The 15,154-nt window shown below is 71.0% G+C and carries 9 protein-coding genes; 6 read left to right on the forward strand and 3 right to left on the reverse strand.

Translation table 11 applies throughout. From position 1 onward, the window contains the following. Positions 1 to 10: 10 nt before the first annotated feature. Complete coding sequence (locus LX12_RS18445) at positions 11 to 1,333, reverse strand: adenosylmethionine--8-amino-7-oxononanoate transaminase (RefSeq protein WP_253656058.1); 1,323 nt, start codon at positions 1,331 to 1,333, stop codon at positions 11 to 13. Between the two features lie 122 nt (positions 1,334 to 1,455). Between LX12_RS18445 and LX12_RS18450 the strand changes: the two genes are divergently transcribed. The 4 genes from LX12_RS18450 (at position 1,456) to LX12_RS18465 (ending at position 9,905) form a co-directional block, all read left to right on the forward strand. Next, a complete protein-coding gene (locus LX12_RS18450; RefSeq protein ID WP_253656059.1) occupies positions 1,456 to 3,708 on the forward strand; it encodes an acyltransferase family protein in 2,253 nt (750 codons plus the stop codon). 105 nt (positions 3,709 to 3,813) lie between these two features. Beyond that, positions 3,814 to 6,183 carry a glycogen debranching protein GlgX gene (gene glgX, locus LX12_RS18455; protein ID WP_253656060.1) on the forward strand — a complete coding sequence of 790 codons (2,370 nt, stop codon included), beginning with the start codon at positions 3,814 to 3,816 and terminating at the stop codon, positions 6,181 to 6,183. Positions 6,184 to 6,187: 4 nt separating this feature from the next. Beyond that, on the forward strand, positions 6,188 to 8,500 hold the full coding sequence (treY, locus tag LX12_RS18460) for a malto-oligosyltrehalose synthase (RefSeq protein ID WP_253656061.1): 2,313 nt from the start codon (positions 6,188 to 6,190) through the stop codon (positions 8,498 to 8,500). A 7-nt stretch (positions 8,501 to 8,507) separates the two neighbouring features. Further along, positions 8,508 to 9,905, forward strand: coding sequence for a xylulokinase (locus LX12_RS18465; RefSeq protein WP_253656337.1), 1,398 nt, complete (start codon positions 8,508 to 8,510; stop codon positions 9,903 to 9,905). Between the two features lie 275 nt (positions 9,906 to 10,180). On the opposite strand, the gene LX12_RS18470 is transcribed toward LX12_RS18465, so the two are convergent. Then, positions 10,181 to 11,653, reverse strand: a complete 1,473-nt coding sequence (locus LX12_RS18470) for a mannitol dehydrogenase family protein (protein WP_253656062.1) — start codon at positions 11,651 to 11,653, stop codon at positions 10,181 to 10,183. After that, positions 11,650 to 12,660, reverse strand: a complete 1,011-nt coding sequence (locus LX12_RS18475; protein ID WP_253656063.1) for an NAD(P)-dependent alcohol dehydrogenase — start codon at positions 12,658 to 12,660, stop codon at positions 11,650 to 11,652. The genes LX12_RS18470 and LX12_RS18475 overlap by 4 nt, the downstream gene beginning before the upstream one ends. A gap of 135 nt (positions 12,661 to 12,795) precedes the next feature. On the opposite strand from LX12_RS18475, the gene LX12_RS18480 reads away from it, so the two are divergent. Both LX12_RS18480 and LX12_RS18485 read left to right on the forward strand, forming a co-directional pair. After that, on the forward strand, positions 12,796 to 13,797 hold the full coding sequence (locus LX12_RS18480; protein ID WP_308214036.1) for a sugar-binding transcriptional regulator: 1,002 nt from the start codon (positions 12,796 to 12,798) through the stop codon (positions 13,795 to 13,797). Further along, a complete protein-coding gene (locus LX12_RS18485; protein ID WP_253656339.1) occupies positions 13,797 to 15,152 on the forward strand; it encodes an ABC transporter substrate-binding protein in 1,356 nt (451 codons plus the stop codon). Before LX12_RS18480 ends, LX12_RS18485 begins: the two co-directional genes overlap by 1 nt. Positions 15,153 to 15,154: the final 2 nt, after the last annotated feature.

The raw sequence follows: 15,154 nt of genomic DNA on the forward strand, positions 1-15,154 counted from the left end.
GGTCAGCGTCTCACACGGACGGCGGACCCCCGTCGCCGTGCGCGGTGACGACCGCGCGGATCCCCGCGACGATCGTGTCGAGGTCGTCGGGGCTGCAGACGTACGGCGGCATCGTGTAGACGAGGTCGCGGAACGGGCGCAGCCATGCGCCCGAGTCGAGCGCCGCGGTGGTGGCGACGTCCATGTCGACCGGTCGGGTCAGCTGCACCACCCCGATCGCGCCGAGCACCCGCACGTCGGCGACCTGGGGCAGATCCCGCAGGTCGGCGAGCCCGTCGCGCAGGTGCTCGCCGATGCCGGCGACCTGGCCACGCCAGTCGCCCGACGCCAGCAGCGACAGCGACGCCGAGGACACCGCACACGCCAGCGGGTTGGCCATGAAGGTCGGGCCGTGCGCGAGCACGCCCATCTCGCCGTCGCTGATGACCTGCGCGACGTGGTCGGTGCACAGGGTCGCGGCCATCGTCAGGTAGCCGCCGGTGAGCGCCTTGCCGAGACACAGGATGTCGGGGGCGACACCGGCGTGGTCGGCGGCGAACATCTCACCCGTCCGGCCGAAGCCGGTGGCGATCTCGTCGAAGATCAGCAGCAGGCCGTGGTCGTCGCAGATGCGCCGCAGATCCCGCAGATACGCGGAGTCGTGGAAGCGCATCCCGCCGGCGCCCTGGACGACCGGTTCGACGATCACGGCGGCCAGCTCGTCGCGGTGGGCGGCGACCGTCTCCTCGAGCACGGCGACGTAGGCGGGGTCGTGTTCGACCGGCGGCGCCGGGACGAACACCTGCTCGGGCAGCACCCCGCTCCACTGGGCGTGCATGCCGCCGTCGGGATCGCAGACGCTCATCGGGGTGACGGTGTCGCCGTGGTAGCCGCCGCGCCATGTCAGCATCCGGGTGCGTCCGTGGATGCCCTGTCCGCGCCAGTACTGCAGCGCCATCTTCGCGGCCACCTCGACGGCCACCGACCCGGAGTCGCAGAAGAACACCCGACGCAGCGGGTCGGGCGTGATGTCGACGAGGGTCTGCGCGAGCCGGGCCGCGGGTTCGTGGGTGAGGCCACCGAACATGACGTGCGCCATCGACCCCAGCTGCTCGGTCACCGCGGCGTCGAGGACGGGGTGGGCGTACCCGTGGACCGCCGCCCACCACGAGCTCATGCCGTCGACCACCGACCGCCCGTCGGCGAGGTGCAGTCGGGTCCCCGCCGCCGACTCGACGACGACCGGTGGTGTCCCCGGTCGCGCCGAACCGTAGGGGTGCCAGATGGCGGCCGCGTCGATCGCGGCGATCTCGTCGGCGCGCAGACGGGGGGTCGGCGGGGCGGGAGTGGCCATCTGGGCAACGCTAGCCGGTGCCGCAGGGGTCGCGATCGGGTCGGTCGCGGCCCGTCGTCGAACCGGCGCACGCGTGGTGAACGTGGAATTCCCGGAGATGGCCGGTAGATTACGTGCACGTGGTGACCGCCCCGACCCGCTCGACGGAGCGGACACAGCCCCCTCGGGCACAGCGCGCGGGCGCCTACCGCGTCGATCTCGACGGTCTCCGCGGCGTCGCGATCGCCCTCGTCGCCTGTTTCCACATCTGGTTCGGCCGGGTCTCCGGCGGTGTCGACGTCTTCCTCACGCTGTCGGGGTACTTCTTCGTCGGCTCGCTGCTCAAGCACGTCCTTCTCAGCCAGACGCCGACGGTGTCGCTGTGGGCGGCGGTCGACCCGCGGACCCGGCTCACGCGCCTCGTCCGCCGCCTCCTGCCCGCGCTCGTCACCGTGCTGCTGGCCATCACGGTTCTCACGATCGTCGTGCTCCCCCAGACCCGGTGGGTCTCGGTCGGCCGCGAGGTGATCGCGAGCGCGCTGTACTACCAGAACTGGCATCTGGCCTTCAACAGCCAGGACTACACGGCCGCGAGCTCCGCGAACAGCCCGCTGCAGCACCTCTGGTCGATGTCGGTGCAGGGTCAGTTCTTCGTCGTCACGATGCTCACCGCGCTGGCCTTCTGCGGCGTGGTCAAGCTGGCGTCGCGCTGGGTCCCGGCGCTGACCCGTCCTACCGTGCTGCGCGCGCTCGTGTCGATCGCGATCCTCGGTGTCGCCGCCGTCTCGTTCTACTGGGCGCAGATGCGCATGGGCGTCAACCAGCAGTTCAACTACTACGACACGATCTCCCGCACCTGGGAGCCGCTGGCCGGCGGACTGCTCGCGGTGTGGATGCCGAAGGTCCGCGTGCCGAACGCGATCCGTGCGCTGGTGGGACTGGTCGCCCTCGCGCTGATCGTCACCTGCGGGTGGTGGATCGTCGGCGTCGAGGAGTACCCCGGGCCGATGGCACTCGTCCCCGTGCTGGCGACGCTGGCGCTGATCTGGGCGGGCGCCACCGCGACGCAGCGCGGGGACGAGGTCCCCCAACCGGTCGTGAACCGTGCCCTGGCCGGCCGCTTCCCGGTGTGGCTCGGGTCGGTCTCCTACGCGCTGTACCTGTGGCACTGGCCGCTGTTGATCTTCTATCTGGCCTGGCGGGACAAGAACCACGCCGCGTTCGTGGAGGGCGTCGGGCTGATCGCGGTGTCCCTCGCGCTGGCGTGGCTGACCAAGCGGTACGTCGAGGACCCGCTGCGGGCGCCACGGTCGGCTGCAGCCGCCCCGTCCGGTGGTCGGCACCGCGTCGCCGACCACTCTCACGCCGACGGTGCCGCGACCGCCGAGACCCTCGGCGACCCCGCGCTGCCGCGGCGTCGTCCGCGACCGCGGTTCGCCGCCCCCGGCTACGCCGGCGTGCTCACCATCCTGCTCATCGTCGGCTCGCTGGCCACCGGCGTGGGGATCACCGCCTGGCAACGTCACGTCGACGGCATCGTCGTCGACACGACGAACCTGGACCCGAAGATCTACCCCGGTGCGCGGGCCTTCCTCGACGGCGCCCCGGTGCCCAAGGTCGACGCCGTGCCGAGCGCGCTCGAGGTCCTGAAGGACCTCCCCGAGACGTCGTACAACGGGCACATCTCGAGCTTCACCGACCCCGCGATCCACGTCGGGGTGTACGGCAACCCGAACGCCACGCGCACCATCGCGCTGGCCGGCGGGTCGCACGCCGAGTACTGGATCTCCGCGCTGGACATCCTGGGGAAGCAGAACGACTTCAAGGTCGTCACCTACCTGAAGATGGGCTGCCCGCTGTCGACGGACCCCAACCCGACGTCCGACGGCGTGCCCTATCCGCAGTGCGCCGACTGGGTGCGTCGCGTGATGGACCGCATCGTCGCGACCCGTCCCGACGCGGTGTTCACGAACTCGACGCGACCGCGGTACGGGATCACCGACGACTGGGTGCCGCCGGACTACATCGGCATCTTCCAGCGCTTCCACGACGCGAACATCCCCGTCCTCGGGGTCCGCGACTCGGTGTGGCCGCACAACGCGAAGGGGCCGATCGACACGCCGACGTGTCTGGCCGACGGCGGCGACGCGAAGTCGTGCGGCAGTGACCGCGCCTCGAGCTACGGGCCGAGGAACCTGACCGACGACCTCGTCGCGCAGTTCCCGAACCTGCACCCGATCGACCTGTCGCGGGGCTGGTGCACCGACACGTTCTGCCCGGCGGTCATCGGCAACATCACCGTCTACCACGACTGGCACCACCTGAGCGCGACGTTCGTCCGCAGCCTGGCCCCCGAGCTGCAGCGGCAGATGCAGCTCGCCCTCCCCTGGGCCTGATCGCTCCCGCGTGCGCGGTCGCCGGAGGGCTGTGACGCCGCGCGGTCGGGATGAGCGCAGCCCCCGCTGCCGATAGGGTCGTCCCATGACGTCTCGAGCGCGGGAATGACGACGGATCCCGACACCACCGGCGGCGACCCCGTCGACGACACCACCCCTGCCATCGCACCGGAGACGCTCGAGGTGTGGCCCGGCACGCCCTACCCCCTCGGCGCGACCTACGACGGGGCGGGGACCAACTTCTCGGTGTTCTCCGAGGTGGCCGACGGCGTCGACCTCTGCCTGATCGGCAAGGACGGCAGCGAGACCCGCGTGCGGATGGACGAGGTCGACGGGTTCGTGTGGCACTGCTACCTGCCGTCGGTCGCGCCCGGCCAGCGCTACGGGTTCCGCGTCCACGGCCCCTACGACCCCGCCCGGGGTCTGCGGTGCGATCCGTCGAAGCTCCTCGTCGACCCCTACGGCAAGGCGTTCGCCGGTGAGTTCGACGGCGACCGGTCGCTGTACTCCTACCCGATCGAGCTGCCCGGCGACGAGCCCGCCGACGCGGAACCGGCCGCCCCCACGCCGGTCGCGGAGCCGGCCCCGACCGAGTCCGCCGACGCGGCCGAGGTCGAGGCGGTCGTGCATCCCGACGAGCCCCTGGTGCGCAGCGCCGAGGAGGAGGACCTGTCGGCCGAGCTCGCCGCGATCGACTCCTCCGACGACGCGACGGTCCCGGGCATGCCCGGGCTCGACTCGCTGGGCCACACGATGTCGTCGGTCGTCATCAACCCGTTCTTCGACTGGCAGCACGACCGTGCGCCGAACCGGCCGTACCACGAGACGGTGATCTACGAGGCCCACGTCAAGGGCATGACCGCCACGCACCCCGAGGTGCCCGAGCACCTGCGCGGCACCTACGCCGGTCTCGCGCACCCGGCGATCATCGACCACCTCACCGAGCTGGGCGTGACCGCGATCGAGCTGATGCCGGTGCATCAGTTCCTGCAGGACCAGACCCTGCTCGACAAGGGGCTGCGGAACTACTGGGGGTACAACAGCTTCGGGTTCCTCGCGCCGCACGCCGACTACTCCTCGACCGGACGTGCCGGCAGCGCGGTGACCGAGTTCAAGGCGATGGTGCGCACGTTCCACGAGGCCGGCATCGAGGTCATCCTCGACGTCGTCTACAACCACACCGCCGAGGGCAACCACCTCGGTCCGACGATCTGCATGCGCGGCATCGACAACGCCGCGTACTACCGGCTCGTCGACGGCCAGCCCGAGATGTACATGGACTACACGGGCACCGGCAACAGCCTCAACGTGCGCCACCCGCACACGCTGCAGCTGATCATGGACTCGCTGCGGTACTGGGTGCTCGAGATGCACGTCGACGGGTTCCGCTTCGACCTCGCGTCGACCCTCGCGCGCGAGCTGCACGACGTCGACAAGCTGTCGGCCTTCTTCGACCTCGTCCAGCAGGACCCGGTCGTCAGTCAGGTCAAGCTGATCGCCGAACCGTGGGACGTCGGCGAGGGCGGCTACCAGGTCGGCAACTTCCCGGGGCTGTGGACGGAGTGGAACGGCAAGTACCGCGACACGGTCCGCGACTACTGGCGCGGCGAGCCGTCGACCCTGGGCGAGTTCGCATCCCGCTTCACCGGGTCGTCGGACCTGTACGAGGCGACCGGCCGCCGGCCGGGCGCGAGCATCAACTTCGTCATCGCCCACGACGGGTTCACCCTGCGGGACCTGGTGTCCTACAACGACAAGCACAACGACGCCAACGGTGAGGACAACCGGGACGGCGAGAGCCACAACCGGTCGTGGAACTGCGGTGTCGAGGGTCCGACGGACGACCCGCAGATCGAGGCCCTGCGGCAGCGCCAGCAGCGCAACATCCTCGCGACGCTCGCGCTGAGCCAGGGCACCCCGATGATCGCCCACGGCGACGAGATCGGCCGGACGCAGCTCGGCAACAACAACGTCTATTGCCAGGACTCCCCGCTGTCGTGGATGGACTGGACGCGGGCGGAGAAGAACGCCGACCTGCTCACCTTCACCCGTCGTGTGTTCGCCCTGCGGGGCAAGCACCCGGTGTTCCGTCGCCGCCGCTTCTTCGTGGGCCGCCCGATCCGGACCGGCGAGGAGGCCCGCGACATCGCGTGGCTGACGCCGGGCGGGACCGAGATGACGCCCGCCGACTGGGATTCCGGGTTCGGCAAGAGCCTCGCGGTGTACCTCAACGGCGACGGCATCAACGAGAAGGACATCCGCGGGCGGCTCGTCGTCGATGACACGTTCCTGCTCTGTTTCAACGCCCACTACGAGCCGCTCGACTTCGTGCTCCCGTCGAGCTACTACGGCTCGCAGTGGGAGGGCGTGCTGGACACCGCGAGTCCCGTCGGCGACACGGACGTGACCGCGGACTCGGGTGGCACCGTCGTGGTGCGTGACCGGTCGGTGCTCGTGCTCCGCAAGGTCGCGTGACGGGGTGGACGCACCCATCCGCCCACCGCTCGTCGCCACCTACCGCCTGCAGCTGACCGCGGACTTCACGTTCGCCGACGCCGAATCGGTGCTCGACCACATCGCCTCGCTGGGGGTCAGTCACCTGTACCTCTCACCCATCAACACGGCCGCCGCGGGCTCGACGCACGGCTACGACTGGATCCCGCCGGTCGCCGTCGCACCGGTGCTGGGAGGGATCGACGGTCTTCGCAGCCTGCGCCGCGCGGCCGCCGAGCGGGGTCTGGGCGTCGTCGTCGACATCGTGCCCAACCACACCGGCGTCGAGGACCCGCGTCAGAACGCCTGGTGGTGGGACGTGCTGGCCCAGGGTGCGGCGTCGGAGTTCGCGCACTTCTTCGACATCGACTGGGACACCGACAACGGCGCCGACGGGAAGATCGCCCTCCCCGTGCTCGGCTCGGCCGATGACGTGGCCGCACTCGAGATCGACGCGCGTGCAGAGGAACTGGTCTTCTACGAACACCGTTTCCCACTGGCGCCGGGCACGCCGACCGACGATCCCGCCGCGGCGCACGCCGCACAGGCATATCGACTGGTGCCCTGGGATTCCGGGATCATCGGCTACCGACGGTTCTTCGCGGTGAACGGCCTCGCCGGCCTCCGGCAGGAGGACGATTCCGTCTACGCCGCGACGCACGCCATGGTGCACCAGCTCGTCGCCGAGGACCTCGTCGACGGCATCCGCGTCGACCATCCCGACGGTCTCGTCGACCCCGTGGGGTACCTGACACGCCTCCGCGCCGACATCGGTGACGAGCGTTTCCTGTGGGTCGAGAAGATCCTCGGCACCGACGAGGCCCTCGACCCCGTCCTGCCCGTCGACGGCACCACCGGGTACGACGCACTGCGGTGGATCGACGGGGTTTTCGTGGATCCCTCGTCCGAGGACGTGTTCACCTCCGTGCACCGCGACGTCACCGGGAACACCGGGGACGCGGCCTGGTTGCACGACGCCGAACACGACCGGAAGCGGGCGACGCTGGACGAGCTCTTCCCGGCCGAGCGGGCGCGGTTGTCGCGCGCGATCCGGCTGGCGGCGCGCGACGCCGGCGAGGTCGATCCCACCGCGGTGCCCCAGGCCGAACTCGACGACACGCTCGCGGAGGTGATCGGGCAGCTGGGGGTCTACCGCGCCGACTACCCGATCCTCGCGGGGCTGCTGTCGGAGACGCTCGACGCCGTGCGTGCTGCGCGCCCGGATCTCGCCGCCGCGGTCGGACTGCTGCGCGCGACGGTCCTCGAGGACGGCGAACCGGCGATCCGGCTGGCGCAGGTGTGCGGGGCGACGACCGCGAAGAGCGTGGAGGACAACCTCTTCTACCGGACCGCACGTCTCGTCGCGCTGCAGGAGGTGGGTGGCGACCCCGGACGGTTCGGGGTGACCGTCGACGAGTACCACTCCCGCGTGGCGACGCGATCGGCGGACTTCCCGCGGTCGATGACGACGTCGTCGACCCACGACACGAAGCGCGGTGAGGACGTCCGCACGCGCATCATCGCGCTCACCGCCCATCCAGGTCGGTGGCGCGGCCTGGTGGCGACGATGCGGTCGCAGACGCCGCCACCCGACGGGGTGACCGGACTGTTCCTGCTGCAGAACATCATCGGCGTCTGGCCGGCCTCGGGATCCCCCGACGAGTCCGTGCGCACACGGTTGCACGAGTACGCCACGAAGGCGATCCGCGAGGCCTCGCTCATCACGACGTGGACGTCGGTCGACAGCGACGCGGAGGGCGCCGTGCACCGGTGGATCGACGCCGTGGTCGACGGACCGGTCGGCGCCGAGATCGCGCAGCTGGTCGCGGACACCCGGGACGAGACGGAGTGGATGCTGCTCGCCCACAAGGGGTTGTCGCTGCTGACGCCCGGGATCCCCGACGTCTACCAGGGCACCGAGTGGTTCGAGGACTCCCTCGTCGATCCCGACAACCGTCGGGCGATCGACTGGTCGGCGTCCACGGATCATCCGAAGGTCGCCGTCGTGCGGCAGGCGCTCGCGGCACGACGCGCCAACGCCGGCGCATTCGTGTGCGCGCACGGCCACAACCCGCTGCCGGTGACCGGCCCCGACGCACGTCGCGTCGTCGCGTTCACGGCCACCGACGACGACGTCCCGCGGGTCGCGGTCGTCGTGGCCACACGGCCCGGGTCGGACGCGACGGTCGATCTCGGCTCGGCCGAGTGGCGCGATCGGGACACGGGCGAGATCGTCTCGGGCACACTGGCGGTCGGAGCAGTTCCGGTGACCGTGCTGGAGCGTGACGCAGCGAGGTGACCCGGCGATGACGCTGGTGGCAGGGATCGACTCGTCGACCCAGTCGTGCAAGGTGGTGGTCCGCGACGCCGACGACGGCACGCTGATCCGGTCCGGGCGGGCGTCGCACCCCGACGGGACCGAGATCCACCCCGACCGCTGGTGGGATGCACTGCAGACCGCGATCGGCGACGCCGGTGGCCTCGACGACGTCGCCGCTCTCGCGGTCGGCGCGCAGCAGCACGGGATGGTGTGCCTGGACGAGGGCGGTGCCGTCGTGCGGGATGCGCTGCTGTGGAACGACACCCGCTCGGCCGACGCCGCGTCCGCACTCGTCGACGAGCTCGGCGGCGGTCAGGCCTGGGCCGATCGCGTGGGGGTTGTGCCGGTCGCGTCGATCACCGCGTCGAAGCTGCGGTGGCTGGCCGATGCCGAGCCGGACTCCGCGGACAGGACCGCCGCCGTCTGCCTGCCGCACGACTGGTTGTCGTGGCGACTGGGCGGCGGCGACGACGTCGCCGCGGTGACCACCGATCGCAGTGACGCCAGCGGCACCGGATATTTCGCGGCAGCGAGCGGCGACTACGACCGTGAGCTGCTGCGGATGGCGTTCCGCGATCGCGACCCCAGGCTGCCCCGGGTGGCGGGTCCCACCGAGGTCGTCGGCGAGACGTCGGCGGGCGCGCGGATCGCGCCGGGCGCCGGCGACAACGCGGCCGCGGCACTGGCCGTCGGGGCGCGACCCGGCGACATCGTCGTGTCCCTCGGCACGTCGGGGGTGGTGTCGGCGGTGTCGGGGACGCCGACGCACGACGGATCCGGCTACGTGGCAGGCTTCGCCGACGCCACCGGACGCCACCTGCCGTTGGTGTGCACGCTCAACGGTGCACCTGTCCTCTCCTCGACCGCCGCGATGCTGGGCGTCGACCTCGATCGCCTCGCCGCGTTGGCCCTCGGCGCACCGTCGGGGGCGGAGGGCGTCGTGATGGTCCCCTACTTCGAGGGCGAGCGGTCGCCGAATCTGCCCACCGCACAGGCGAGTCTGAGCGGGCTGACCCTGCGGACCGCGCGACCGGACCTCATCGCCCGGGCGGCCGTCGAGGGCCTGCTGTGCTCCCTGCGCGACGGCCTGGACTACATCCGCGGCTGCGGGGTCCAGGCACGTCGCATCCTGCTCGTCGGCGGGGGCGTGCGATCGGAGGCGGTGCGGGCGATCGCGCCCGTCGTGTTCGGCCTGCCCGTCGCGGTGCCGGCACCCGGCGAGTACGTCGCCGACGGTGCCGCCCGTCAGGCCGCGTGGGCACTGTCGGGTGCCGAGAACCCGCCGGAGTGGGCCGCGCCCGTCACCGAGACCGTCGAGGCCGACGAGGACCCCGCCGTCATCGAGCGCTACCGCGAGGCGCGCGCCACGCTCTACGGCATCTGACGGGCGCCCACCTCGCCGAGCGTGCTCACAACCCCTCGCCGAGCGTGCCAAAACGACTCGCCGAGCGTGCAGTAGATCGCGCGCAGCGTGCATCAGATCGTTCGCCCACATGACGATGTGCACGCTCGGTGTGCATGTTCTGCCCGCTCGGCGGCATCTGGTGCACGCTCGGCGAGGGGTTTTCGCACACTCGGCGAGGGGTTGTGAGCACACTCGGCGGCGATCATCGGCCCACTCGGCGGGGAGTTTCGGCACGGTCGGCGGAGTGCCCCGGGTCAGCGGTCGCGAAGGAGCCCCTCGAGGGTCGCTCGGGTTCCGTTCTGGCGCAACGACGTCAGAACCCGCGTGTAGGGATCCATGAAGCGCGGATCGTCGACGAGGTCACCGAAGAGGTCACGCACGCCGACGAACGCCCGCGGGTCGTCGCGGCTGTCCCGCGCGAGCGGGGTCAGCTGCTCCGCACGCCGGTCGACGACGTCGATAGGCGTACCGTCCTCGTCGACGCCTTCCGCGTATCGCGTCCAGGTCGCGATGACCGCGGCGCTGATGTCGACCGAGCCGCCCGCGGCGAGCCTCTCCCGGACGACCGGGACCATCCACTGGGGGATGCGATCTGACGACTCGGCGCACAGTCGGGCGACGGTGTCCCCGATCGCGTCGTTGGAGAACCGCTCGATCAGCGTGTCGATGTACTCGTCGAGGTCGACACCGGGCACCGGCGGGAGGCTCGGCCGCCCCTCGGTCTGCATGTAGGCCCGCAGCAGACCCGCGATCAGCGGGTCTCGGGTCGCGTCGGCGACGGCCCGGTATCCGAGCAGATACCCGGCGTAGCACAGGGTCTGGTGTCCGGCGTTGAGCAGTCGCAGCTTCATCAGCTCGTACGGTTCGACGTCGGCGACCATCTGCACCCCGACGTCCTCGAACGCCGGTCGACCGTCGACGAAGTCGTCCTCGAGCACCCACTGGGTGAACGGCTCGGCCACCACCGGCCAGGCATCGACGATGCCGGTCCGCCCACGCACCTCGGCCGCGAGGTCCGGCGGCGTGGCGGGCGTGATCCGGTCGACCATGCTGTTGGGGAAGGTGGTGTGCAGGTCGATCCACTCGGCGAGGCCCGGGTCGACCGCCCGCGCGAACGTGGTGAACACGCCCCGCGCCATGTCGCCGTTGCCGGGGATGTTGTCGCACGACATCAGCGTGAACGACGTGGCGCCCCGCTCCCGACGTCGTCGCAGCGCCTCGACGACGAGTCCGAACACCGTACGGGGCACGGCGTTCGGTGCGAGGTCCGCGACGACGGCGGGGTCGTCGAGGGCGAACTCCCCGGTCGTCGAGGAGATGTTGTACCCGCCCTCGGTGATCGTGAGCGACACGATCTTCGTCGTCGGCGCGGCCATCGCCTCGATCACCGCGGCGGGATCGTCGGGGGCGACGAGCAAGTCGACGATCGCGCCCATGGTGTGGGTCTCGACCGCACCGTCGGGATGCTTCAGCGTCAGCGTGTACAGGTGGTCCTGCGAGGCGAGGGCGTCCCGCATGCGACGATCCCCCGGCAGGACACCCACCCCGCAGATCGTCCACGGGGCCTGCGGATCCGCCCGGAGCAGGCGATCGACGTACATGGCCTGGTGTGCGCGGTGGAACCCGCCGACGCCGATGTGCACGATACCGGGCGCGACGTCGTGGCGGGGGTACGGCGGCGTCGAATCCGCCCACCCGCGGGCCGTCTGCGTGGTCGTCTCGCTCATCCCCGGTCTCCTGCCACGTCGATCACGGCCTTGATGCTGCCCGGGACGCGGTCGGCGTCGAGCGCCTGCGCCGTCTCCGCCAACCGGAACCGTCCCGTGACCATGCCGTCGAGATCGATCCGGCCGGAGGCGGCGAGGGCGATCGCCGCGGGCCAGGTGTTTGCGTAGCGGAACACGCCGGTCACGACGAGCTCGCGGTTCTGGATCACCCCGAGGGGCAGAGCGACGGTGTCGGGCCCCATGCCCACCAGCACGACGCGGCCCGCCGGACGCACCCGACGCATCCCGTCGACGATCGCCGGCGGTGCGCCCGAGGCGTCGACGAAGGCGTCGACCGGGTCGACCTCGCGTACGGCGTCCGGCGCGATGGCCTCGGTGGCACCGAAGCGCGGGGCGTTCCCCCGGCGTCGGTCGTCGGGGTCCGAGACGACGATCCGCGTCGCACCCATCGCGCGGGCGACCTGCGCGCACATCAGGCCGATCGGTCCGGCGCCGGCGATCAGCAGCGACGACCCCGCACCGACGCCCGCCTTGCGCAACGTCGCGACCGCGACCGAGGTCGGCTCCAACAGTGCTGCAGCGGTGTCCGACACGGAGTCCGGCACGGGGTGGGCGAACGCGGACCCGATCGTCACGTAGTCGCAGAGGGCGCCGTCGACCGGCGGTGTCGCGTAGAAGCGCATGTGCGGGCAGAGGTTGTAGTCGCCGCGCAGGGTCTCCGCCGACGACGGATCCGGGCGTTGCGGCTCGATCGAGACGCGTTCACCGACGCGGCCGCCGTCCACCCCCGCCCCGACGGCGACGATGCGCCCGGCCGCCTCGTGGCCGAGGACGAGCGGCGCCTCCACGACGAAGTCCCCGATGCGTCCCTCGCGGTAGTAGTGCGCGTCCGACCCGCACACCCCCACCGCCGTCACCTCGACGAGCACGTCACCCGCCGCGGGCGTCGGCACCGGGCGGTCCTCCACGGCGATCCGGCCCGGTTCCGTGAGCACCGCTGCTCGCATCGTGCTCCGGGTGCTCTGTGAGCCCGTCGACTGCGACGGGCCAACTGTTGTCTGCGTCACACTCAGGATGCTAGCGTACTGAGCACATGCCCGACCAGTGAGCATCTGCTCACACCTCGACGACGAGGAGGCACCGTGCCGGACGACTCCGCACAGGACCTGCGTCTGCTCGTGCGTGCCGCCACGATGTACCACCTCGAGGGCGCGACCCAGGCCGAGATCGCCGCACGCCTGGGGGTCTCCCGACCGACCGCGGGACGTCTCGTCGCCCGCGCCCGGGCGCAGGGTCTGGTGCGGATCGTCGTCGAGGTGCCCCCGCACCTGTCGGACTCGGTGCACACCGAGCTCGAGCGCGAACTCGAGCGGCGCTTCTCCCTCGACGAGGTGCTCGTCATCGACGACGAGGTCGACGGCTCACGGGGTGGGTACGCGGCCCTGGGCCGCGCCGGCGCGTCCGTGCTCACCCGACGCCTCACCCCGCCGGACACGCTCGGGTTCACCTGGGGACCCGAGACGGTCGCCGTCGCCGACGCCCTCGGCGGACGGTCGGCGTCGTGTCTGCGGGTGGTGCAGATGGACGGCTCGGTCTCGACCACCGACTACCAGACCGGTGTCGAACGCATCCTCACCGGCTGCGCACAACGACTCTCGGCCCGGCCCCTGCGGCTGACCGCACCGCTCTACGCCGACACCGGCACGGTCTCCGCGCTCGAGGCGGACTCCATCGTGTCCCAGGCACTCACCGCCGCACGGGAATCCGACGTGATGATGTTCGGCGTCGGCACCGTCTCCACGTCGGGGACGCTGTTCGCCGGTGCGTTCGTCGACGCCGCCGTCCTCGACGAGCTCGCCGACCTCGGGGCCGTCGGGGAGATCGGTGGCCACTTCTACGACGCCGGAGGTCGTCCCGTCGTCTCCAGCCTCACCGGGCGCACCGTCTCGGTGGGACTCGACGTCGTCCGCGCCTGCCCCACCACCATCCTGCTGTCCGGCGGGCCGCCCCGGTACGAGTCGATCCTCGGCGCACTGCGTGGCGGTCTGGCGACCGTCCTCGTCACCGACATCGGTTGCGCCACCTGGCTCGCGGGTCAGGAACCCGCCCTCGCCACCACCCCGAAGAGAAAGGCGGACCAGTGATCCGCTCCCCCCGCCGGCGTCTGCTCGCCGGCATCACCGCGCTGGTCACCACGGCGCTGACCGCGACGGCCTGCGCCGGCGCAGGGTCGTTCACCGACGGCGGCGGTGACGCCGTCACCATCGCGCTGGTCTCGAACTCGCAGATGAAGGACGCGATCTCGCTGTCCGGGCAGTTCGAGCAACAGAACCCCGGCGTGAAGCTCAAGTTCGTCACGCTGTCGGAGAACGAGGCCCGCGCCAAGATCACCGCATCGGTGTCGACCGGCGGCGGCGAGTTCGACGTGGTGATGATCAGCAACTACGAGACGCAGATGTGGGCGCAGAACGGGTGGCTGGTGAACCTGTCGCCCTACATGGACCGCACCCCGGGCTACGACGCCGACGACTTCATCCCGACCCTCAAGGACGCCCTGTCCTACAGGGGCGGGATGTACTCGGCGCCGTTCTACGGTGAGTCGTCGTTCCTCATGTACAACAAGAAGATGCTGGCCGCGGCCGGCGTCACCATGCCCGACAAGCCCACCTGGCCGCAGGTCGCCGAGGCCGCCCGCAAGCTCGACAAGCCCGGTGTCTCGGGGATCTGCCTGCGCGGCAAGCCCGGCTGGGGCGAGGTCCTCGCACCGCTCGACACCGTCATCAACGCCTTCGGCGGCCGCTGGTACGACGAGAACTGGAACGCGCAGCTCACCAGCCCGCAGGTGAAGGCCGCAGTGCAGTTCTACGTCGACACCGTCCGACAGGTCGGCGAGCCCGGCGCGGCGTCGTCGGGCTTCCAGGAGTGCGGGAACCTGTTGTCGCAGGGGCAGACCGCGATGTGGTACGACGCCACCTCGGCCGTCTCGGTGCTGGAGAGCCCCGACACGTCGACGATCGCCGGCGACGTCGGCTATGCACAGGCGCCGAGCATGGCCAAGGGCGACAACGGATGGCTGTACACCTGGTCGCTCGGCATCCCGTCCAGCAGCACGAAGAAGGACGACGCCTGGAAGTTCATCAACTGGATGACGGACAAGAAGTACATCGCCCACGTCGCCGACGCCCTCGGTGCCAGCCACGTCCCACCCGGCAGCCGGCTCTCGACCTACCAGCTGCCCGCCTACACGGCGGTGTCGCAGGCCTACGCCGAGCCCACACTGTCGGCGATGACCGCCGCGAACCAGCTGAAGCCGTCGCTGCAACCGGTGCCCTACACCGGGGTCCAGTTCCTGGCGATCCCGGAGTTCCAGGACCTCGGAACCCGCGTCAGCCAACAGATCAGCGCCGCGATCGCCGGTCAGATCAGCGTCGACGACGCGCTGAAGCAGTCCCAGACGTACGCCGAGGCAGTCGGCGACACCTACAAGAAGGAGAGGTGACC

The organism is Williamsia serinedens (assembly GCF_024171725.1).
Classification (GTDB): Bacteria; Actinomycetota; Actinomycetes; order Mycobacteriales; family Mycobacteriaceae; genus Williamsia_A; species Williamsia_A serinedens.

Excerpts from the sequence above, each read along its gene's own strand:
- LX12_RS18445 (WP_253656058.1), bottom strand. The coding sequence starts at position 1,333 with ATGGCCACTCCCGCCCCGCCGACCCCCCGTCTGCGCGCCGACGAGATC.
- glgX (WP_253656060.1), top strand. The coding sequence starts at position 3,814 with ATGACGACGGATCCCGACACCACCGGCGGCGACCCCGTCGACGACACC.
- LX12_RS18465 (WP_253656337.1), top strand. The coding sequence starts at position 8,508 with ATGACGCTGGTGGCAGGGATCGACTCGTCGACCCAGTCGTGCAAGGTG.
- LX12_RS18470 (WP_253656062.1), bottom strand. The coding sequence starts at position 11,653 with ATGAGCGAGACGACCACGCAGACGGCCCGCGGGTGGGCGGATTCGACG.
- LX12_RS18475 (WP_253656063.1), bottom strand. The coding sequence starts at position 12,660 with ATGCGAGCAGCGGTGCTCACGGAACCGGGCCGGATCGCCGTGGAGGAC.